Origin of the sequence: Pseudomonas sp. xss_2, assembly GCF_043104195.1 — a bacterium.
In the GTDB taxonomy this organism is placed as follows: domain Bacteria; phylum Pseudomonadota; class Gammaproteobacteria; order Pseudomonadales; family Pseudomonadaceae; genus Aquipseudomonas; species Aquipseudomonas urmiensis.
On record NZ_JBICKL010000077.1, the window covers coordinates 23,391 to 44,021 of the forward strand.

A 20,631-nucleotide genomic window follows, 5' to 3' on the forward strand; every position below is an offset into this window, starting at 1 on the left:
CCCCCATGCAAGGCAAGGCCCGCAAGATCGTCCAGGCCATCTGCTATGAAGTCATCGCCGTGGCCTGCGTAGCGCCGGCGCTGTCGTTGATGTTCGACGCAGGCATGGCCCATTCGACGGTGCTGTCGGTGCTGATGTCGGGCATCGCCATGAGTTGGAACATGGGCTACAACTGGGCCTTCGAGCGCTGGGAGGCGCGTCAGCAGCAGCGTACCCGTACCCTGTTGCGCCGGGTGCTGCATGCGTTGGGCTTCGAGGGTGGGCTGGTGTTGATCCTGCTGCCGCTGGTGGCGTTCTGGCTCGACATCAGCCTGTGGCAGGCATTGCTGACCAACCTGGCCTTGTTCGTGTTCTTCTTCGTCTATGCCTTCGTGTTCCAATGGGGCTTTGACAAGGTGTTCGATGTGCCGCTCTCGGCCCAGCACGTCAAATGTTGACTTGCCGTACCCAGGCAGGCTAACGTCAGCGCCCATGAATACCTTCCCGCAACGTCGCGCCCTGAGCATTATTATTACCGCCATTATCGGATTGGCGGGCTAGCGCGTACGTGCACCGAACCCGCCCTGGAGGCGGGTTTTCTCTCTCTGACTCCTGGGCAAATCAAAAAAAAGCCAGGAGTCATCGATGACCAGCCTCAGTGTCAGCCCGCGTACCGCCACCACGCCGCAACAATTGCTTTCGGAGCAGGTGCGGCGGATTCTTGCCGCCCCCGTGTACGACCTGGCCATCGAGACCCCACTGCAAGTCGCCCCCGCCTTGTCGGCAAGCTTGGCTAACCAGGTGCTGCTCAAGCGTGAAGACCTGCAGCCAACCTTCTCGTTCAAGATCCGCGGTGCCTACACCCGGCTATCACGGCTGACCACTGCCCAGCGCGAGCGCGGGGTGATCACCGCCTCGGCGGGCAACCACGCCCAGGGGGTCGCCCTGGCTGCGGCGCATCTGGGGATGCGTGCGACCATCGTCATGCCCACCACCACGCCGACGCTGAAGATCGAAGGCGTGCGTTCTCGCGGTGGCAATGTGGTGCTGCATGGCGAAAGCTTTCCCCATGCGCTGGCCCACGCCCTGCGCCTGGCCGACGAGCACGGCGCGACGTTCGTGCCGCCGTTCGACGATCCAGACGTGATCGCAGGCCAAGGCACCGTGGCCATGGAGATTCTTCGCCAGCAGCCTGGGGCGCTGGATGCGATCTTCGTGCCGGTGGGTGGCGGCGGCCTGATCGCCGGGATTGCCGCCTACGTCAAATACCTGCGGCCCGAGGTCAAGGTGATCGGCGTCGAGCCGCAGGACTCCAACTGCCTGCAAGCGGCCATTGCTGCCGGTGAGCGGGTGATCCTGGCGCAGGTCGGCACGTTCGCCGATGGCGTTGCGGTGGCGCAGATCGGCGCCCATTGCTTCGAATTGTGCCGACATTTCGTCGATGAAGTGATCACCGTCAGCAGCGATGAGCTATGCGCGGCGATCAAGGACATCTACGACGACACCCGCTCTATCACCGAGCCCTCTGGCGCGTTGGCGGTGGCCGGGATCAAGAAGTACGTGGCCCGTGACGGCGTGCAGGGGCAGACCCTGGTGGCGATTGACTCGGGCGCCAACGTCAATTTTGACCGCCTGCGTCATGTCGCCGAGCGGGCTGAGCTGGGTGAGCAGCGCGAGGCGATCATCGCCGTGACCATCCCGGAGCAGCCAGGCAGTTTCCGCGCATTCTGCCAGGCCCTGGGCAAGCGCCAGATCACCGAGTTCAACTACCGCTATTACCCAGGAAAAGAAGCGCGGCTGTTCGTCGGGGTGCAGACGCATCCGCTGAACGACCCGCGCGAACAGCTGCTGGCCAGCCTGCGTGAGCAGGGCTACAGCGTGCTCGACCTGACCGACAACGAGTTGGCCAAGCTGCATGTGCGTCACACCGTCGGTGGGCATGCCGCGCCTGGGGCGGATGAGCGGGTGTTGCGCTTTGAGTTCCCGGAGCGGCCGGGGGCGTTGTTGGGCTTTTTGGAGCGCTTGGGCAAGCGTTGGAACATCAGCCTGTTCCATTACCGCAATCATGGTGCGGCCGAGGCCCGGGTGTTTGCCGCGCTGGAAGTGCCTGGGGATGAACTGGCGGGCCTGCCGGTGGCGTTGGATGAAATGGGCTATCGCTATTGGGATGAGACGGATAACCCGGCGTATCAGCTGTTTTTGGGCTAGAAGTACCGCGCCCATCGCTGGGCAAGTCGGCGATGGGCGCGTCACTCACAACACATTGCCCTGGATCAACACCCTTCGCGCCATTCAGGTCGATCCTCAAGCCAGACCCAGTTTGCCGAGGATCCGCCCATGAGCAGCACATTCTTCATCCCCGCCGTCAACATCATGGGCATCGATTGCCTGGAGGAGGCGATGACCGCCATTGCCGGCTATGGCCTGCGCAAGGCATTGATCGTCACCGACGAAGGGCTGGCGAAGGCTGGCGTGGCCCAGCGTATCGCCGAGATGCTGGCAATGCGTGACATCGATTCGGTGGTGTTCGACGGCGCCAAGCCCAACCCGAGCATCGCCAATGTCGAAGCGGGCCTGGCGGTGCTCCAGCGTGAACGCTGTGACTGCGTGGTATCCCTCGGTGGCGGCTCACCCCACGACTGCGCCAAGGGCATTGCGCTGTGCGCGACCAATGGCGGGCATATCAGCGATTACGAGGGTGTCGACCGCTCAAGCAAGCCGCAGTTGCCGCTGATTGCGATCAATACCACTGCCGGTACGGCCAGCGAGATGACTCGCTTCTGCATCATCACTGATCAAGCACGCCACGTGAAAATGGCCATTGTCGACCGCAACGTCACGCCGATTCTCTCGGTCAACGACCCAGCCTTGATGGCCGCTATGCCCAAGGGCCTGACGGCCGCGACGGGCATGGACGCCCTGACCCATGCCATCGAGGCGTATGTGTCGACAGCGGCAACCCCGATTACCGACGCTTGCGCGCTCAAGGCCATCAGCCTGATCAGCGACAACCTGCGCCAGGCGGTGGCGGACGGCAAGGATCTGCAAGCACGGGAGAACATGGCCTATGCCCAGTTCCTCGCCGGCATGGCGTTCAACAATGCCTCGCTCGGCTACGTCCATGCCATGGCCCATCAGCTCGGCGGCTATTACGACTTGCCGCATGGGGTCTGTAATGCGGTGCTGCTACCGCACGTGCAGCGCTTCAATGCCAAGGTCAGTGCGGCGCGTCTGCGCGATGTGGCCAAGGCCATGGGCGTGCGGGTGTGTGCCTTGGATGCGCAGCAGGGCGCGGGGGCGGCGATCAGCGCAATCGAGCATCTGGCTGCGGCGATCGGCATTCCCGCGGGGCTGGCGGAGTTGGGCGCCAAAGTCCAGGACGTGCCGGTCCTGGCTGAAAACGCGTTGAAGGATGCGTGTGGGCTGACCAATCCGCGGCCGGCCAGCCAGGCAGAGATCGAGGCTATCTTCCGCGCGGCGTTCTGATCGTTCAGCTCAATCGCCGGACACGTCCCAGTGACGTGTCCGGGGATTGGCAGCGCTACAGTCTTCAGCGCTCGCGCATGAAGAACCCTGCCACATACTTGCGGAACGTCTCCAGGCTCTTGAAGTCGGCATAGCGCTTGAAGTGCTCAGTCTCAGGCTCCGGCCCGACGGGTTGTTCGAGCAGTGACACCGACAGCACCCGGTCCTGATCCGAGGTCAGCACCAGTTCATCCATCACCTGGCCACCGATCACCGGCCGGCGCATCAGTACCTTGACCCCCTTGCTCGCCATCCAGTCGATCAACGACACCAGCGCCTTGAGCGGTTCGCGCTCTTCATCGCGGTACACCGGGAACAGATGCGCGCGCGACAATACCGGCACGCTGGCGACATGGATCAACTCATAGAAGTGGCTGCCTGCCGTGGCCGGTGAATAAAGGGCCAAGGCCAGCAGTGGCCCAGTGGTGCGGCTGCCACCCCAATACAAGTGATGCCCCTGGAAATCGAAGCCATCTTCGCTGCGGGCGTTGAACAGCTTGCGTGCCTTGATCTGATCGACGCAGTCGAGCAACAGGCCGTGGCGGCGGTGGTTGGCAAATACCGTGGCTTCGCGCAGGCGAGACTTGAGCATCATCATGTGCTTCATGTCCAGGCGGGTTTCCAGGTAGTTGCTGGCCGGCACCCGTTCGAGCAAGGGGTAGCGACTGGCGACGCTGCGCAGTTCGGCGAACTGGGCGGTGAGGTCTTTTTTCAGGTGGGTGGCATAGACGTTCAGGCCGCTGATCTCGATCCAGGTCAGCAGTAGCGACAGCAGATGATGCTGCTCACGCCTATCGCCAGGCTCTGCAGCCGCGCCGCCTTCTGCGGTTTTGCGAAAATCGCCTATCAGCCTCAGCGGCGTATCGGGCGCCAGCCAAGCCGGTGGCGGGGTGGTCTCGTTGCGGCGCTCGTCGGCCTCGCGCTCATCCTTGGTGAACGGGCAGCCGGGGGCATGCTCGGGGGTGTCGGGGTTGTTGCGCAGGATCAGCCGACCGGTGTCGCCATTGAGGGCGATGTTGAGCACCGGCAAGGCATCCTTGCGGCAATCACAGGCCAGCCACTGGTTGGCGCTGCGCACCTTCATCAGCATCTGGTTGGCCTGTAGCACAGCGGGGCCGCTGAGGCTGGCGCTGGCAAAACCGGCCAGCAGTTCTTCCTCGGCTGGGGTCAGGCTGCGCACCAGGGTGGCGTTTTTTTCGATGATTCGCATGAAGCAGCTCCAAGCTACAAGCCTCAAGCTTCAAGCAAAGCCGCGCCGCTTTCAACTTGAAGCTTGTGGCTTGGTGCTCAAGGCTCAGTTAGCGCCGAACATCTTCGCGGCGCGGGCGTGATTTCTTCAACCGAGAGGTCTTCCTTATGGGTCGAGACGAACCACAGGTTGCCGAACGGGTCCTTCACGGTGCCACTGCGGTCGCCGTAGAACTGGTCTTGCAAAGGGCTGACCTGGGTAGCGCCAGCGGCGATGGCCTGGGCGTAGATCTGGTCGCAGTCCTCGACATACAAGTGCAGGCCAACAGCCACGCCGTTGACCGATTGGCTGGCGGTCAAGCCGCCGCTTTCGCCGCAGGGCTCGGCGAGCATCAGCGACGAGTCGCCGATTTTCAGCTCGGCGTGGCCGACCCGGCCGTCTGGGCTGTCGAGGCGAAACATCTCTTGGGCGTTGAAGGCCTTTTTGTAGAACTCGATGGCCAGGTGGGCGTCTTTGATGCCCAGGTAGGGGGTGATGCTGTGTTGCCCTTCGGGAATCGGTTTGGCTGCCATCTTGTTATCTCCTTGGGGTTTGAGCATTGGGCGGGTCATGCTGGCCTATCGCGGGACCAGCCCGCTGCTACACGGACGGTGTCGCGCGATGAGGCCAATATAAACAACGAGGCTGTATGTTTATACAGTTAGCCCCTTAACGCAAATGCCAATTCCCCATAAGCAACCGTCTGGCTAGAAGATGTAGTCGGTCGTCAGGAAGCTCGATTGTCGATTACGGATGATCTCGCTGATCAATTGTTTGTTAGCCTCCTGGAACTTGGTCGCGACCAAGGTGCGGATCGAGAATACCCGCAAGGCGTCATGTACCGACAAGGTCCCTTCAGCGCTGTTCTTGCGGCCGTTGAATGGGTAGGTATCCGGGCCACGTTGGCACTGCGCATTGATGTTGATGCGCCCAACTTGGTTGGCAAAGGTGTCGACCAATGTGCCGATGGTCTGGGGATCATTGCCGAACAGGCTCAACTGCTGGCCGTAGTCGGAATCCAGTACATATTCGATCACTGTCTCAAGGTCGCGGTAGGGCACCACCGGCACCACCGGCCCAAACTGCTCCTCGTGATACACGCGCATATCGGCGCTGACCGGGTAGAGCAGGGCAGGATAGAAGAACGACCCCCGGCTGTGGCCGCCGCCTTCATGCTCATTGAGTACCTGCGCGCCCTTGCCCTTGGCATCCTCCACCAAGGCGTTGAGGTAGTCGACCTTGCCTTGCTCTGGCAGCGGCGTCAGCGCCACCCCCGGTGCCCAGGGCATGCCAGGCTTGAGCGCAGCCAGCTTGCGTTGGAATTTCTCCAGGAACGGCGCGACCACATCCTCGTGCACGAACAGGATCTTCAGCGCGGTGCAGCGCTGGCCGTTGAAGGAGAGGGCGCCGGTCACTGCTTCCTCGACGGCGTTGTCCAGGTCCACATGGGGCAGCACGATCCCGGGGTTCTTGGCGTCCAGGCCCAGCGCTGCGCGCAGGCGGTGCGGGCGCGGGTGGAGTTTTTTCAGGTCGCTGGCGGCTTTGTGGGTGCCGATGAAGGCGAACACGTCGATCTTGCCGCTGGCCATCAAGGCGCTGACGGTCTCCCGGCCGCGACCATAGATGACGTTGATCACCCCGGCCGGGAAGCTGTCGCGGAACGCTTCGAGCAGTGGCCGGATCAGCAGCACGCCGAATTTGGCCGGCTTGAACACCACGGTATTGCCCATGATCAACGCCGGGATCAGGGTGGTGAAGGTCTCGTTCAGCGGATAGTTGTAAGGGCCCATGCACAGCGCCACGCCTAGCGGCGCACGGCGGATCTGGCCGAGGGTGCCTTGTTCGAGTTCAAAGCGGCTGGAGCGTCGGTCCAGATCCTTGAGGGCGTTGATGGTGTCGACGATGTAGTCGCAGGTGCGGTCGAACTCTTTCTCCGAATCCTTGAGGTTCTTGCCAATCTCCCACATCAGCAGCTTGACCACCGCGCTGCGCTGTTCGCGCATGCGCGCCAGGAACGCTTCGACGTGCTGGATGCGCTCGGCCACGCGCATGTTCGGCCAGCTGCCGCGGCCTTTGTCATAGGCTTGAACCGCAGCATCCAGGGCGGTGAGGGCGGTGTCGGCGTCGAGCAACGGTGCACTGCCCAAAATCACCTGGTGCTCTTCATCGCCCTGTTTGAGCCAGACCGGACTGCGCACGGTAGCCAAGGGCCCGTGCCATTGTCTGAGTTCGCCATTGACGAGGTAATCGCGCTGTTCCAGTGGCGGGCCGAGGCGCCAGGCTTCGGGGATCTCTTCGGCGGTCGGAAACAGCGAATCGAGCAAACGGTCCATGGTTACTGCACCTCACAGGTTTGGCTAGGTGAAACGCTTCAGCGTCCGAGCATGCACCCGCCGCAAGAAAAACACCAGTCTGGCTCAACATTGGCCAGCCTGCGCCGATACAGGATCAATCGTCCTCCGATCGCGGGCCCATGAGAACCGTCCACCCTTCCCCTGATGACCCGCCAGCCGCTGCGGGCTCGCTGCGTCGCAGCGCCAACCGCCTGCTGCCAGTGGGTTTTGCCGTGATTGGCATCAGCTTGTCGCTGGTGCTTGGCCGGCTGGACGTGCAACGCGAGCAGAGCGAGCAGGTCGCCACCATTGCTGCACATTTGTCTGGGGTGCGGGCCGCCTTGGAAGCGCAACTGCGCGCAGCCTTTGGCGAAACCGAGGGCATTGCCCAACTGATCGCCGCCGATGGCCATATCAGTGCCGAGCACTTCCATGGTATGGCGCGCGAAGCCTTGGAATCGGTGCCGTACATGCGCCATGTGTCGCTGGCGCCGGACGATGTGATCAGCGATGTCTATCCGCTCAAGGGCAACCAGGCCATCATGGGCCTGGACTATCGGCGGCTGGCCGACCAGTTCCCGCTGTTGCAATCGGCGCGCGAGCAGATGCAGCCGGTGCTTGCCGGGCCGGTGACGCTGTATCAGGGCGGCCAGGCGCTGATATATCGGCGCCCGGTGTTCATCAATGGCAAGCGCGGGGTGAAGTTCTACTGGGGCAACGTCTCGACCGTGGCCGACATCGATCGGCTGCTGGCCGCCGCCGGGCTTGGGCCGGAGCTTGAGATCGACGTGGCCGTGCGTCGCACCAATGGCCAAGGCGGCGATGGCGGGTTGATCTGGGGCGATGCACGGCTGTTCGAAGACCCGCTGCTCAGCCAGACGGTGGAAGTGCCAGGTGGTCGCTGGCAGCTGGTCGCTGCCCCGCATGCCGGCTGGCCGGTGCTGGGCTTGTTCGCGTCGCCCTTGTTCCTGTTCGCCTTGAGTTGCACCGGGCTGTTCAGCGTGTTCGTCGCCCAGCTCAATCGCAATCACCGTTTGCTCAAGCAGCGCAACCGCGAACTGCGCCAGTCGCAGGCCCAGCTGGAGCGCCTGGCCCACTACGACACCATCACTGGGCTGCCTAATCGCGTGCTGTTCCAGCAGCAGTTGGCCGCTGCCATCCTCAAGGGCAATGGCCTGGCGGTGTTGATGCTGGATATCGACGGCTTCAAGCAGGTCAATGACAGCCTCGGCCACCCCATGGGCGATCTGCTTTTGCAACAAGCCACCGCGCGCTTTTTGCAAGAGCTCGACAGCGCCGACCGCGTATGCCGACTCGGCGGCGATGAGTTCGTGTTCATGCTCCAAGGCAGCCAGGGCCAGGTCAGTCATCAGGTACGGGCGATCTTGCGTTGCCTGCAACGGCCGTTCGACCTCAACGGCAATGCCGCGCTGGTCACCGGCAGCATCGGTTTGGCCTGGTGTCCGCAGCATGGCGAGAGTGTCGACAGCCTGCTGCGCCATGCCGACACCGCCATGTACGTGGCCAAGGAGAGCGGCCGCAATGCCTGGCGCCCGTATCACCCCGAGATGACCGCGCGCCTGCAGCAGCGGCTGGAGTTGGAACGCAACCTGCGCCGGGCCCTGCAGGACAACGAATTCGAGCTGTGGTACCAGCCCAAGGTGGATTTGTTCAGTGGTCAGCTGGAGGGGGTCGAGGCGCTGTTGCGCTGGCGTGACCCCGAGCATGGGTTGGTGTCGCCGGCCGAGTTCATCCCGTTGGCCGAGCGCACCGGTTTGATCATCCCGCTAGGTGAGTTGGTGCTGGATCTGGCCTGCACACAGTTGGCTAGCTGGCGCGCCGCAGACTGTTTGCCTGGGCCATTGGCGATTAACGTCGCGGCCTTGCAGATCGAGCGCAGCGACTATGTCACCAGCCTCGCTACGGCGCTGGCGCGTTACGACTTGCCGGCGCAACTGCTGGAGGTGGAAATCACCGAAAGCCTGTTGATGGAAAGCCAGCAACAGGCCTGCGCGGTGTTGGCCCAGCTGCAGGCCATGGGCGTGGCCACCGCGGTGGACGACTTCGGCACCGGCTACTCGTCGCTGGCCTATCTGCGCTCGCTGCCGATCGACCACTTGAAGATCGACCGCGCCTTCATCAAGGACTTGCCTGGCGACGACGATGCGGTGGCCGTCGCCCGCGCGATCATCGACCTGGGCCATGCGCTGGGCTTTAGGATCACCGCCGAAGGCATCGAAACCCAGGAGCAGTATGACTTTCTGCGCAATGCCGGGTGCAATCAGGGCCAAGGCTACCTGATGGGCCGGCCGATGCCTGCGGCGGCGTTGCAGGCATGGCTGGTGCAACATGAGCAGCGGCGGCCGGCGCGCTGAGATCGCTGCTCGACGCCTATCAAGTCTGCGCAGCGAGCGCCGAAGGCTGAGCAGCCAGGCAGGTGTAGCCAACCCGAGGTAGCCCCGCCAGCCGCTGGTCAATCAGGTTCTTGAGCGACTCGCCGGTGGCCAGGTAGGCATCACCAAAGTCATGCCCGCCCAGTGCGCTGGGATGGGCGACGATTTCCAGTACGCCCCGTTTGGGCGCCAGGCCCGCCTTCAAGTCCTGCGGCGTGCATACATAGTCCGCCGTCGCCCCGCTGAGTTGGCGCAAGCGCCGATTGAGCAGCGCCTTGAAGATTTTCTTCAAGGGGCCGATGTTCTGCCCCAGGTTGCGCGCCAAGCGCACCGGCACCCCTTGTTTGCGAGCGAAGCGCGCGACGATCGCGCCGATTGGCCAGATGTTGTGCACATGCTGATGCGAGTCCAGGTGGCTGGGCATCACCCCATGTTCCAGGCAGCGGTTCCACTGGGCTTCGAGCTCCTGTTCGACGGCCAGCCGCTCACGCCGCGACAGGCGCAGGGTGCGGCGCTTGAGCTTGAGTTCGAATTCGCCGTGCGGCGCGCAAAAACGCGCTTCGGCCAAGATGGCCTGGCTTAACGGCCGGCCGTAGGTCAGGTTGAAATGCAAGCCAATCCGCCCTTTGAGCGCCGGCTGCTGGGCCAGGACGCAGGCTGCGGCAAACGCCGGCATGTTGGCCATGGCAGTCGCCGAACTGATCAATCCGGCCTGGAAGGCATGCAAGATCACCGCGTTGGTATGGGCACTGAGGCCGAAATCGTCAGCGTTGACTATGACCTGAGATGGCATTCGGACTCTCCTGTGGGGGATTGGGGGTGGCCGCGACCTGGGGGCTGGCGGCGCGCTTGCGCAGGCGCGGCTTGAGCCACTGCCAGCAGCGCAGCGCCAGGCCCAGGGCGATGCCGTCCAGGCGCCAGCTGTAGCAGCTCAGGCGCCACTGGTCGACCTGCTCGGTCTGGCGTTCGTGCAGCTGGTGGCTGGAGTTTTCCAGGCTGACGCGGGAGGCGTCGACCCACTGCCAGCCGTCGTCCAGGCCCCAGTGGATGAATTCTTCGAGCAGCACCCGGCCACTGCCCAGGTCACGATGGGCAGGCTCGAAGGCCAGGTTGTAGTCGTATACCCGGCCACGTTCGAGCAGGCCTAGGCGGTAACTGATGCAGCGGCCGTCGAGTTCCAGCAAGACCAGGCACACCAGGCCTTCGCCAGCCAGGGCGGTAAAGGCCTGGTACATCCACTGGCGGCGCTGTTCGCCGGAGAAGATGCCGACTTCATCGTCACCTTTCCAGCTGGCCGCTTCGACAGCGCTGATGGCATCGAGCAACTCGCTGATCGTGTCCTTGGTGGCGATCACGCGGCGCACTTGCGCGCCACAGGCGGCGATGCGTTTGCGCGCGCGTCGCAGTTTGTAGCGCGGATCGCCGCTGACCTCCTGGCGATCGGCGTCGCTGATGCGATGCACCGGCACGCTGCAGGTCAGGCGCCGTTCGAAGGTCGAGCTGCGGCTGGCCCAGCGCCGCAGCCAGTTGTCACCGGCCGCGCCGTCGGGCACTTCGCTCAATTGCAGCAGGGCATGTGGCAGCTGCTTGCGAATGGCGCGCAGGACCTTGCCAGCCGCATTGCCCGGCAGGTCGATCAACAGGGCGATGCGGTCACTCAGTGGGTAGCCCAGGTGGCGTACCACCGCCAAGGAGATGGGGCCGAATGCTTCGCGCTGGCGCACCAGCGGCAGGCACAGGCAGAGCTGGCCGTTCTTGTAGCCAAGCAGCACTTGCAGCAATTGCCCAGGTTGCAGGGCGGCCTCGGCGGCACGTAGCCAGCCCAGGTGGTTGAAAGGGGTGCTGCCGACCAGGCGCTGGCGCAGCGCCTCGTAGTCGGCAGCGGGGAAGTCGGGGGTGCGCAGCGAGGCGCACCAGCTCAGGCGCAAGCCCATGGCTTCACGACGCCGTGGCCGAGACGGTTTCCCGCTCAGGTTTGCGCAGTGGCTCAAGGCGTGACTCGGTGTAGCGGGTTTCGCGGAAGAACTTCCAGCGACCAAACAGGCAATACACGTTCATGATTCGTCCTTGCTCCTTGTAGCCGGTACGCAAATGCAGCTTCAGCGCAGGGATGTTGTCGCTTTCGCACACATCCACCACCTTGGTGCAGCCTTGCGCGGCCATGGCTTTCCAGATTTCCAACTGGATATCCAGGGACAAGCGCGTGCCCCAGTATTTGCGGATCAGCTCGCCACCGAACTCGAAGAATTCGCCTGCTTGCACCGGGAACCAGCACCCGTAGAAGTGGCGGTCGTGGTAGTGCCGGCTGCTGCCCCAGATGAACGCACAGGTGTGGTTGTCATCGTCAAGGAACATCAGCCCGGTGTGGCCCTCGGCGGCCAGCTCGCGCATGACTTCCACGCGATCGCCGAAATGCTTGGCAAAGGCCTGGACATTGTTCACCGTGATCCGCTCCACCCGCAGCGGCGTGTACGGTTTAAGCCGGTGGGGAGGGACGGGGCTGACCAGGTCGCGCTCCATCCACAGCAATTCCCAATGATAGAAGACGAATCGCTTGAACGCGGCTCGCAGTGTGTTGCGCAATCCTTTGCGCTGGATGCGCTCCCGGATTTTGCTCAATGCACGCATGGTGCCTCCTGTTTGTGGCAGGTCGAGATGCGTCGGTTGACGCGTTCCAGCTCAGGGCGACCTCCTACTGCCCTGGCGCTTGGAGGTGGAGTGAGAGAAGAGAGATTCATGCCGGCCTCCGTTGCAGCATCTGGCGCAGCGGGGCGAAGTCGCTGGGTAGAACGATCAAGGTCTGCCCCAGCGCTACGCCACTGAGCCGGCAATACAGCACCAGCATGGCCACGGTCACCGCCAGGTAGGCGATCGAGGAGGCCATGGCGGCGCCGACGATGCCCCAGGTGGGAATCAGGATCAGGTTGAGCACCAGGTTCAGCGCGGCGCCTGCGCCCATCATCAGCGACACCGTGCCGGGGCGATTCTTGCCCAGCAGGTCCAGGCGCAGGATGCTCGCGTAGCACAGCCCAAGCAGGCCTGGCAGCAGCGCCAGCAGGGCCGGGTAGGCGGGTTGGTACTCGGCGCCGAACAGGGTCACGATCAGCCATTGGCCGATCAGTGCCATGCCCAGGCAGGTGCCGAGCATGACCGTGGCGGTCAGGCGCAGGGCCAATGGGGTGATCTTGTCCATGCCGGCATCTTGTTGCAGCAGGCGCTTCATCAGCGGCGTGGTGACTGCCTCGGGGATGATCAGCAGCAGTTCGGCGGCGGCGCTGGCCATCGCGTAGTGACCCAGCGCGGTACTGCCCAGAATCGCGCCGATGAACAGGTAGTCCGAGCGCAGGATCAGTTGCTGGAACAACAGGTCCGGATGACTTTTGGCGCTATAGCTCAGGAGCTCGCGCTGGCCGCTGCGGTCCCAGCGCAGGTGCAGCGGGTGTTGCCGCCGTAGCCACCACAGGCCCAGTACCAACACCAGGGCGATACCGCCCAGCCAGCTGATCAGCGCCGCTTCCAAGGCGTGCTCCTGCCACATCCAGTACAGCCCGACGAACAGCAGCAGCGGCGCCAGTGATTCGCTCAGACGCAGGGCATTGAAGGCGCCGACGCCGCCGCTGGCGTTGTGCAGGGTCAGCAGGCCGCTCTTGAGCACGGTCATGGGCACTGCCAGCAGCAACAGCCAGGCGAGCACGCCCAACTGCAGGGTGATCTCCAGCTCAGCACCGAACTGGCGCACTAGCACGACACACACCAGCGTCAGCAACCCGGCCAGCAGGCAGCCATAGATCAACACCTGGGTCAGCAGCAGGCCCATATCGCGGTGCTTGGCCGCCTGGTAACCGACGGCACTGTTGAGCCCGCCGCTGGTGGCGGCGCTGATCAGGTCGGGCAGGGTGCTGAGCAGGGCGAACAAACCGCGCTCGCTGGGGCCGAGGATGCGCGCCAGCAACACGTTGCGCGCCAGGCGCAGGGCGATCATGGCAAGTTTGGTGCCCATGCTCAGCAGCAGATGGCGCAGGTAGCTGTTGCGGTTCATGAGCGGCTCCCGCGGCTGATGCGCCAAGCCAGCAGCGAAGGCCGGCTGGCATTGCGTTGGCTGACGCCGATACGGGGCAACGCCAACGGGTCGTCATAGCCTTGGCAAATCCCGGCGCGGGTGCTCAGGGCATAGGGGTAGCGGTGCGCGGCGACCCGCGCACGAACCCGCTCGTCGTGGTCGCCGTTGGGGTAGCAGTACACCGGCAGCGGTTGCTGGCAGCCTTGGTTGAGGGCGGCGTGACTGCGCTGCAGTTCTTCGTCCAGACGGCGGTCGTCCAGGTACGGCAGCAACGCATGGCTGGCGCCGTGGGGGCCGAAGCGCACCAGGCCTGAGTCTTCCAGTTCGCGCACCTGCTGCCAGTCCATGGCCTGGGCCAGGGACTCTGGCGGGCAGGCGTCGGTGAGCAACTGCAAGGCCTGATGATTGAGGCTCTTGAGGCCTTGCAGATACTGCGCCAGCGCGTGGCTGCGCGCTTTGGGCCGGTCGTTCATGAAGTAGGCCGCAGGCAGCGGCCGCCCGAGCTTGCGCAAGCGCTCGATCAGTTGCCGACGCGGCTCTTCGCCATGGCTGCCCCACAGGGTTTCGCCGACGCTTTCCCACCAGAAGCGCTGGCGGCTGCCGATGAAATCGGTGGAGAGGAAGATGCTCGCCGGTATGTGATGTTTACGCAGCAAGGGAAAGGCGTTCAGGGCGTTATCGCGCCAGCCGTCGTCGAAGGTCAGGGCAACCTTGGGCCGGCCGCTGCCGCGAGTGCCTTGGTGGTCTTTGAGCAGGTCCATCAGGCTGACGCAGTCAAAGTGCCGCGGCAGCCAGCGCAGCAGGCCCTCGAAGGCCTTGGGGCCGACGCACAGTTCATTGCGATGGGGCAGCGCGGCGCTGGCGTCGTCGGCCAGCACCCGATGCAGCATGAGTATCACCCCGGCACCGCGCAGCTGGCTGCGGCCCTTGGGAGAATTGAGGTAGAGCCAACCGCTGGCACGCTTGATACTGGTCTTGATCGGCATGTCAGGCACTCATCGAGTCTGGTCGGGGTTCCATTGGTTGTAGCTGTGCCCGCGCAAGAACTGCCACAGGCCCACGCTCATCCCCGCCAAGGTCACCAGGACGAATGCGGCCAGGCGAAACGGCTTGGGCAGGCGATGACGCACATCCAACAGGCCCGCCACGGCAATCGCGTAGCAGAGCAACTGGGCGACCAGCGTCAGACGGTAGAAAATGTGCTCGTCGAGCAGGAAAAAGTTGGCCAACAACAGCGGCAACAGCAGTACCGGCGCCAGCCGGCGAATCAGCTTGTGGCTGATCAGGGCGATGGCGTACAGGCCATGGCGCAGTGGGTTGAGCAGCTCGCGGCGGGCGGCCAGGCTGATCAGGCCGCCGACCGTGACCCGCTGGCGGCGGCTGAATTGCCGATGCGCTTCGTCCACGCCAATGTCCAGCACCTTGGCCTGGTCGACGTACACCACGCGCTTGCCGGCCACCGGTGCGCAGGTATTGATGTAGAAGTCGTCGTTGACCCGTGGCGGGATCGGTTGGTAATACTCGCGGCGTACCGCTTGCAGCGCGCCATCGGCCGAAACCGTGCAGCCGGTGCGGTTTTCCACCCGGCGCAGCCAGGCTTCGTAGTGGCGATACAGGCTTTCCCCCAGGCTCAGGCCTTTACCGGCGACGGGGATGACCATGTTGCCGACGCTGGCGCCCACGGCCGGGTCGGCAAACGGTGCCAGCAGGGCGCTGAGGGTGCCATCGAGCCAGTGCACATCGGCATCGGTGAACACCAGGATATCGCCGCTGCAGTGTTCGACGGCGGCATTGAGCACGCTGTTCTTGCCTTGGCGTGGCAGGTCCAGCACGTGAATTCGTGGGTCATCGAAGCTGCGTGCCAGGGCCACGGTGCGATCGCTGGAGCCATCGCTGGCAACGATGATCTGCAGGTCGGCGGCTGGGCAGTTCTGCGCGAGCAGGTTGCGCAGTTTGCCTTCGATATGCCGCTCCTCGTTGTGTGCGGCCACCACCACGCTGACCTGTTGCCGGGGCAAAGGCCCTGGCCGATGGCGGGCGAATAACGGCCCGACCAGGGTCAGCAGCAGCGGGTAGCCGAGCCAGGCATAAAAGGGCAGTAGCAGGCAGAGCCAGAAGATTGATTCAGCCACGTGCGGGCCTCCTTGCATTCCAGTTGAACAGGCTGAGTACACAGGCCGCGCCGGCCAGGTGCAGGCGCACCCAGTGCAGGCCCCATAGCTGCAGGACAAACAGTGGATCGCGGTGTTTCAGGCTCTGGCGTAGGCTCAAGACCAGGGCGGGCAGGGCGGCGACCAGCGCTAGCAGCAAGGCTGCGCGAGCATTGCCGGCCACTAGCAGCGCCAGGGCAAGTGCATCGAACAGCCAGATCGCCAGCGACAGTAGCGGGAAACGCAGCAAGCGCAGGCTCAGGCCGTTGCTTCTCAGCAATTGCAGGTGGCTGCCCTGGCGCCACAGCTCCTTGCCCAGCCACTCCGCCCAACTGCCTTCGAAGCCCCAGTGCAGCACCACCGGTTGGCGCAGCACACGCAGGCGCGCGCCAGCTTGATGCAGGCGCAAGGTGAAGTCTTTGTCTTCGCCCGTGCGCAGCCGTTCGTCAAAACCGCCGACCCGGTCGAACCACTGGCGCTGCATCAACAGGTTGGGGGTCGGCAGCCAGCTGCTGTCTTGCAGGGTTTGCCCGGCGCGCAAGGTGCGGCGCTGCCAGGCGTAGGCGAACCACGGCGCCTGGCGTGGGGTGTCGCAATCCAGGGCGAACACATCGCCCTCGCCACGGCGCTGCAGGTCGAGCAAGCGGCTGAGCCAATCGCTGGGCACCTCGATGTCGGCGTCGAGAAACGCCAACCATTGCCCGTTGCTAGCGCGGGCGCCGTAGTTGCGCAGGGCGCCGATGGCCATTTTCGGCAAGCTCAGCACCCGCGCACCGAAGCTTGCGGCAATAGCAGGGCCGGCGTCGCTGGAGCCGTTGTCGACCACCAGCACTTCACAATCGAGCCCGGCATTGGCCGCCGCCAGCTGCACCGCCTGCAAGGTCCGGGCAATATGCCGGGCCTCGTTGAACATGGGAATGACGATGCTGATCAGGCTCATGCCGCCCCCTGCAATGCCCGGGCCTGGGCCGCTTCACGCCAGACCACGCTGGACAGGGCCAGCATCAGCCACAGGTACTTGAGGCTCGGTGAACTGAGGAACATCAGGAACAGCGCAATGGCCAGCATGCTGATGGTCAGGTGGGTCATCATGTCGGCTTTGTCGTGCTCGCCGATCGCCGCCCAGGCCGCGCGCGCCCGCCAGAAGTTGCGCAGGGCCAGGGCGATCATGCCAACGAACAGCAACCCAGCCGGCAGGCCGATTTCGCTGAAGATTTCCAGGTAGGTGTTGTGCGCGCGGCGATACAGGTCGGTGGCGACGCTGTTGACCGGGGCAAAGGCCTTGGAGAAGCCGGTGTCGGCGTAATGCAGTGGGAAGGTGCCTGGGCCGGCACCCAGGACCGGGTTGTCGCTGATCATCTGCTTGCCCACCACCAGGTAGGTGGCGCGCCGGCCCAGTGACTCGTCCTTGTGCGCATTGACCCCGGACTTGAGCATCGCCAGCGACGCGATACGATCGACATAGCTGGCCGGCACTACCGCAGCGGCCAACGGCAGGATGATGGCGATGCCAAGCATGGCGAAGCCTAGGTGGCGCGGGCGAATGTGGCTGAGCTGCTCCCGGTAGTTGTAGAGCAGGATGCCCGAGCTGATCAGCAGCACCACCAGCCCCGAGCGGGAGTCGGTCTTGGTCATGCCGGCCAGCAGCAACAGACAGCAGCCGATCCAGAACAGCTTGACCGGCAGCTGGCGGCTCTTCAAGGCCAGCCACAAGCCCATCGGCATGGCCACGGTAATCATCATGGCGAACAGGTTGGCGTCGAGCATGGCGGTGGCGCGGCCGCCTTCCTGGTACTTGGTCGAGAACAGGCCGAACAGGCACATCACGCAGACGCTGAGGGTAATTACCCGGGCCAGCCAAGGCAGGTTCAGGTCGCGGCCGATGAGCAAGGTGAGAACGAACACCACCAGGCCAACGATCAGGTCGCGCAGGTGGTTCAGCGACAAGCTGAGGTTGTCGCTGGTCCACAGGCTCAGCAGATAGAAGGTCAGGAACAGCGCCAGCAGCCGCCAGTGCGAGCTGCGCAGGCGCGCACCCTGCAACTGGCCGACCGCCAGTTGCAAGGTGAGGATCAGGGCCAGGCCAATCCCCACCAGTTTGGCGCCGGAGACCAGGCCATCTTTGAGCAAGCCTTCCAGCGGCACCAGGGTGACGATCGCCAGCAGGCCCAAGGCCGGCCGCCGGTACAAGACCAGCGCACCGGCAAGGCCGAGCACCGCGCCCGGCGCCAGGTAGGGGTAGGGGCTGGCCAGCAAGCCCAGGCACACCATGGCGACCAGGCCGACCAGCGACAGTGGAATGATCATGCGACGACCTCCTGTGCCGCGCCCCGGTAAACCTGGGCCCAGCGTTGTGCCAGGGTGGGAAGGTGGTAGCGTTCACGTTGGGTCTGGCGGGCGCGGGCGACCAGCTCGCCAGCCTGCGCCGGGTCTTCGAGCAAGGCCAGCAGCTGCTGGCCCAGCTCATCGACGGCCAGTGGCCGGGCCAACAGGCCATTGCGCCCATGTTCGATGACGTCAGGGATGCCGCCGACGCCGAAGGCCACCACTGGGACGCCATCCTGCATGGCTTCGAGCAGGATCATCGGCGTGCCTTCGGTGCGCGAGCTGATCACCAGCGCATCCAGGCGGGCCATCCAGCTGCGCATATCGCGCTGAAAGCCTGGCAGGGTGATGCGCTCGGTGAGCCCGGCGGCATCGATGCGCGCTTGCAGTTCAGCGCGTTCAGGGCCTTCGCCGAGCATTACCCCACGCACCTGCCGGTGGCGTTGGCACAGCGGGATCATGGCGTCGAGGAACAGGTCCGGGCCTTTTTCGCGGCTCAAGCGTCCCACATAGCCGGCCAGCCACGTCCCGCTCGCCGGTATCCGTTCAGGCAGGGCAGCGGCTTGCGGCAGGCCATTGGGAATCACCTGCAGGCGGCTCGCCGGTACCCCCGCATCGCGCAAAATACGCGCGATGCTTTCGGCCACGCAGACCACCCGCTCAACGTTGGGCATGCGGCACAGTTGCAGGCTCAGCCAGGTATACAGGCGTTGCTTGCGGCTGCTGGGGGTAAAGCCGTGCTGGGTGATCACCAGCGGCAAGCGCCACACGCTGGCACCCAGCCAACCGAACACCAGGCCTTTGAAGTTGTGCGTATTGATCAACGGCCGTTGCTCGCGCAACAGCCGCAGCAGCGCTGGCAGGCTGTCGCACGACTGGCACTGAACCCCTGCCTCGCGGAACCGGGTAACCAGCTCCGCCGGGGCATCGAGGAACACCACGCGATGGTCGCCCGAGGTCGCCTGGCAGTGGTCCAGCAGCATGCGCTCAGCACCATAGAAGCCGCCGCTGCTGAGCAGGTGCACGATCGGCCGGCCGGCGGCGGGCACGGCGGCGTTCAATTGCGCACCCAGTGCACCAGCCGCGGCAGCGACCAGGTCTTGTGCGGGTTGGGCAGGGCCGGGGCGTGGTCGTTGATTACCAGCAGTACTGGCAGGCCCAGCTCTTGACCGATTTGCGCAGGGTGTTTGAAGCGATGGTCGAAGAACTCCTTGACGTAGACCACGGCAATCGCCAGAAGCAAGCCGCAGAGCAAGCCGAACGGAATGATCAGGCCAGGTTTGGGGAAGGCCGCCGCGGTTGGCTCGTAAGGTGCGCTGAGGATCCTGGCGTTGGACTGGCTACCGTCGAGCAGGCCCTGGCCACGGCTTTCTTCATAGCGCTGGGCGTAGGTCGAGAAGGCCTTGTGCAGGGCATCGATTTCGGTGTCCAGCTGGCGGGTCTTGCTCTGGGTTTCGCGCAGTTGCAGGATGCGCGCCTTGTAGTCGGCGATGCGCTGGGTCTTCTGGTCGATCACTTGTTGGGTGACGGAAAGATCCTGTTGGCGCTCACGGATGCGGTTCTCGACGATCTTGAGGAACTGCCCGCGCAGCTGGGCGATCTGCTCACGTGCCAGCAGCATGGGTTCGGAGCCCGGTTGGAACACCGTCCGGTCGGCGTTGTAGCGCGCCAGTTGGGTGGTCAGCTGCTCGCCCAGTTGCTTGATCTCGCGGTCTTCGAACGCCACGTTCTCCAGGGTGGTGGTGAAGGTGTAGGGGAAGGCGTAGTCGGCAATTCTTGCCTTGCTGGCGGCAGCCAGGTGGGTTTGCAGGTATTCGAGCCATTTCTGGTTCTGCAACTGGCGGTCGCGCTGCACGTTCAGCGCCTGCTCTTCGGTGTTGATCGCGTTGAGGCGGAAGGTGATCTCCTCTTTCGGGTCAGACGAGCTGATCGCAGTCAGCAGGCCCATCCGTTGCCCTTCCAGGTCACCCAGGCGGGCTTGGTAGTGGAGTTTTTTCTGCTCGTAGAAGCTTTGTGGCAGCTCGTTGGACTGCAGGTCCTGGCGGTTTTTCAGGAAGTTGTCCAGCAACTGGCTGACGAACAGGGTGCCGACCTTGGGATCATCGGCGCTGTAGGTCACCGAGATGACGTTCGAACCTGGCAGGGTCTCGACGGTGAGTGCCTTGACCGCTTGGTCGGTGAGGGCGTCCAGCTCGGTGTCGCGCTGTGCCACTTGCTCACTGCCAAACAGGCGCTTCAGCGGATTGAGCACCTGCTCGCGCAGCGGCGTGAACACATGACGCTGCAAGGCGCCCGGCTCGGTCTTGAACTGGCCATCCTTGCGCAGCTGGTCGATGGTCTGGCGAATCAGGGTCGGCGAGCGCAGGATGTTGCTCTCGGTTTCCATGTCGGCCAGGGTCGGTGGAATGAAGCGGTCGGCTTCTTGGGTCAGCGCCGAACTGGTGTCGCTCTGTGAGAGTTTCTTCGACTGCACGATGACCTCAGCGGTGATGTCGTAGCTCTGCTTGAGCACGAACGGCAGCACCAGGGCAATCACCGCAAATACCAGGAACACCCGCTTGGCCAATTGCTTATTGGCAAAAAAGATGCGGAAGAACTCATGCACATAGTTTTCTTTGGGTTGCGTCGTCATGGTCCG

General features: G+C 64.0%; 16 protein-coding genes and 1 pseudogene. 4 read left to right on the forward strand and 13 right to left on the reverse strand.

The annotated features are described in order from the left end of the window. The first annotated feature begins 5 nt into the window (after positions 1-5). The 3 genes from ACF8K2_RS18760 to yiaY all read left to right on the forward strand — a co-directional run bounded on the left by ACF8K2_RS18760 (position 6) and on the right by yiaY (position 3,465). Positions 6-437 (forward strand): PACE efflux transporter, encoded by a 432-nt coding sequence (locus ACF8K2_RS18760; RefSeq protein WP_186554577.1) that lies wholly within the window; start codon positions 6-8, stop codon positions 435-437. A 187-nt stretch (positions 438-624) separates the two neighbouring features. Further along, positions 625-2,187 carry a threonine ammonia-lyase, biosynthetic gene (gene ilvA, locus ACF8K2_RS18765; protein WP_392466801.1) on the forward strand — a complete coding sequence of 521 codons (1,563 nt, stop codon included), beginning with the start codon at positions 625-627 and terminating at the stop codon, positions 2,185-2,187. A gap of 129 nt (positions 2,188-2,316) precedes the next feature. Next, positions 2,317-3,465, forward strand: a complete 1,149-nt coding sequence (yiaY, locus tag ACF8K2_RS18770; RefSeq protein WP_392466806.1) for an L-threonine dehydrogenase — start codon at positions 2,317-2,319, stop codon at positions 3,463-3,465. Between the two features lie 64 nt (positions 3,466-3,529). Here yiaY and ACF8K2_RS18775 read toward each other — a convergent pair whose 3' ends face one another. From ACF8K2_RS18775 to ACF8K2_RS18785, 3 genes and pseudogenes are all read right to left on the reverse strand, one after another. Beyond that, a complete protein-coding gene (locus ACF8K2_RS18775) occupies positions 3,530-4,714 on the reverse strand; it encodes a hypothetical protein (RefSeq protein WP_392466808.1) in 1,185 nt (394 codons plus the stop codon). Positions 4,715-4,798: 84 nt separating this feature from the next. Beyond that, positions 4,799-5,265: pseudogene (locus ACF8K2_RS18780) on the reverse strand (VOC family protein). A 174-nt stretch (positions 5,266-5,439) separates the two neighbouring features. Beyond that, positions 5,440-7,065 carry an NADP-dependent glyceraldehyde-3-phosphate dehydrogenase gene (locus ACF8K2_RS18785; RefSeq protein WP_392466812.1) on the reverse strand — a complete coding sequence of 542 codons (1,626 nt, stop codon included), beginning with the start codon at positions 7,063-7,065 and terminating at the stop codon, positions 5,440-5,442. A gap of 140 nt (positions 7,066-7,205) precedes the next feature. Between ACF8K2_RS18785 and ACF8K2_RS18790 the strand changes: the two genes are divergently transcribed. Continuing rightward, a complete protein-coding gene (locus ACF8K2_RS18790; RefSeq protein ID WP_392466815.1) occupies positions 7,206-9,440 on the forward strand; it encodes a putative bifunctional diguanylate cyclase/phosphodiesterase in 2,235 nt (744 codons plus the stop codon). Positions 9,441-9,459: 19 nt separating this feature from the next. On the opposite strand, the gene ACF8K2_RS18795 is transcribed toward ACF8K2_RS18790, so the two are convergent. The 10 genes from ACF8K2_RS18795 to ACF8K2_RS18840 all read right to left on the reverse strand — a co-directional run bounded on the left by ACF8K2_RS18795 (position 9,460) and on the right by ACF8K2_RS18840 (position 20,625). After that, positions 9,460-10,251 (reverse strand): ChbG/HpnK family deacetylase, encoded by a 792-nt coding sequence (locus ACF8K2_RS18795; protein ID WP_368971931.1) that lies wholly within the window; start codon positions 10,249-10,251, stop codon positions 9,460-9,462. Continuing rightward, positions 10,223-11,392 (reverse strand): GNAT family N-acetyltransferase, encoded by a 1,170-nt coding sequence (locus tag ACF8K2_RS18800; RefSeq protein ID WP_392466820.1) that lies wholly within the window; start codon positions 11,390-11,392, stop codon positions 10,223-10,225. The genes ACF8K2_RS18795 and ACF8K2_RS18800 overlap by 29 nt, the downstream gene beginning before the upstream one ends. A 4-nt stretch (positions 11,393-11,396) precedes the next feature. Continuing rightward, on the reverse strand, positions 11,397-12,086 hold the full coding sequence (locus tag ACF8K2_RS18805) for an N-acetyltransferase (RefSeq protein ID WP_392466826.1): 690 nt from the start codon (positions 12,084-12,086) through the stop codon (positions 11,397-11,399). A 106-nt stretch (positions 12,087-12,192) separates the two neighbouring features. Next, positions 12,193-13,497, reverse strand: a complete 1,305-nt coding sequence (locus tag ACF8K2_RS18810; RefSeq protein ID WP_392466828.1) for a lipopolysaccharide biosynthesis protein — start codon at positions 13,495-13,497, stop codon at positions 12,193-12,195. Beyond that, complete coding sequence (locus ACF8K2_RS18815; protein WP_264233047.1) at positions 13,494-14,504, reverse strand: polysaccharide deacetylase family protein; 1,011 nt, start codon at positions 14,502-14,504, stop codon at positions 13,494-13,496. The genes ACF8K2_RS18810 and ACF8K2_RS18815 overlap by 4 nt, the downstream gene beginning before the upstream one ends. Before the next feature lie 9 nt (positions 14,505-14,513). Then, the gene (locus ACF8K2_RS18820) at positions 14,514-15,650 is read right to left on the reverse strand and encodes a glycosyltransferase family 2 protein (protein WP_392466832.1); all 1,137 of its coding nucleotides are present in this window, start codon (positions 15,648-15,650) and stop codon (positions 14,514-14,516) included. Beyond that, positions 15,643-16,608 (reverse strand): glycosyltransferase family 2 protein, encoded by a 966-nt coding sequence (locus ACF8K2_RS18825; RefSeq protein WP_392466834.1) that lies wholly within the window; start codon positions 16,606-16,608, stop codon positions 15,643-15,645. The genes ACF8K2_RS18820 and ACF8K2_RS18825 overlap by 8 nt, the downstream gene beginning before the upstream one ends. Continuing rightward, positions 16,605-17,975 (reverse strand): O-antigen ligase family protein, encoded by a 1,371-nt coding sequence (locus tag ACF8K2_RS18830; protein WP_392466837.1) that lies wholly within the window; start codon positions 17,973-17,975, stop codon positions 16,605-16,607. Before ACF8K2_RS18830 ends, ACF8K2_RS18825 begins: the two co-directional genes overlap by 4 nt. Beyond that, on the reverse strand, positions 17,972-19,054 hold the full coding sequence (locus ACF8K2_RS18835; protein ID WP_392466840.1) for a glycosyltransferase family 4 protein: 1,083 nt from the start codon (positions 19,052-19,054) through the stop codon (positions 17,972-17,974). Before ACF8K2_RS18835 ends, ACF8K2_RS18830 begins: the two co-directional genes overlap by 4 nt. Then, positions 19,051-20,625, reverse strand: coding sequence for a Wzz/FepE/Etk N-terminal domain-containing protein (locus ACF8K2_RS18840; protein WP_264233043.1), 1,575 nt, complete (start codon positions 20,623-20,625; stop codon positions 19,051-19,053). The genes ACF8K2_RS18835 and ACF8K2_RS18840 overlap by 4 nt, the downstream gene beginning before the upstream one ends. Positions 20,626-20,631 lie beyond the last annotated feature (6 nt).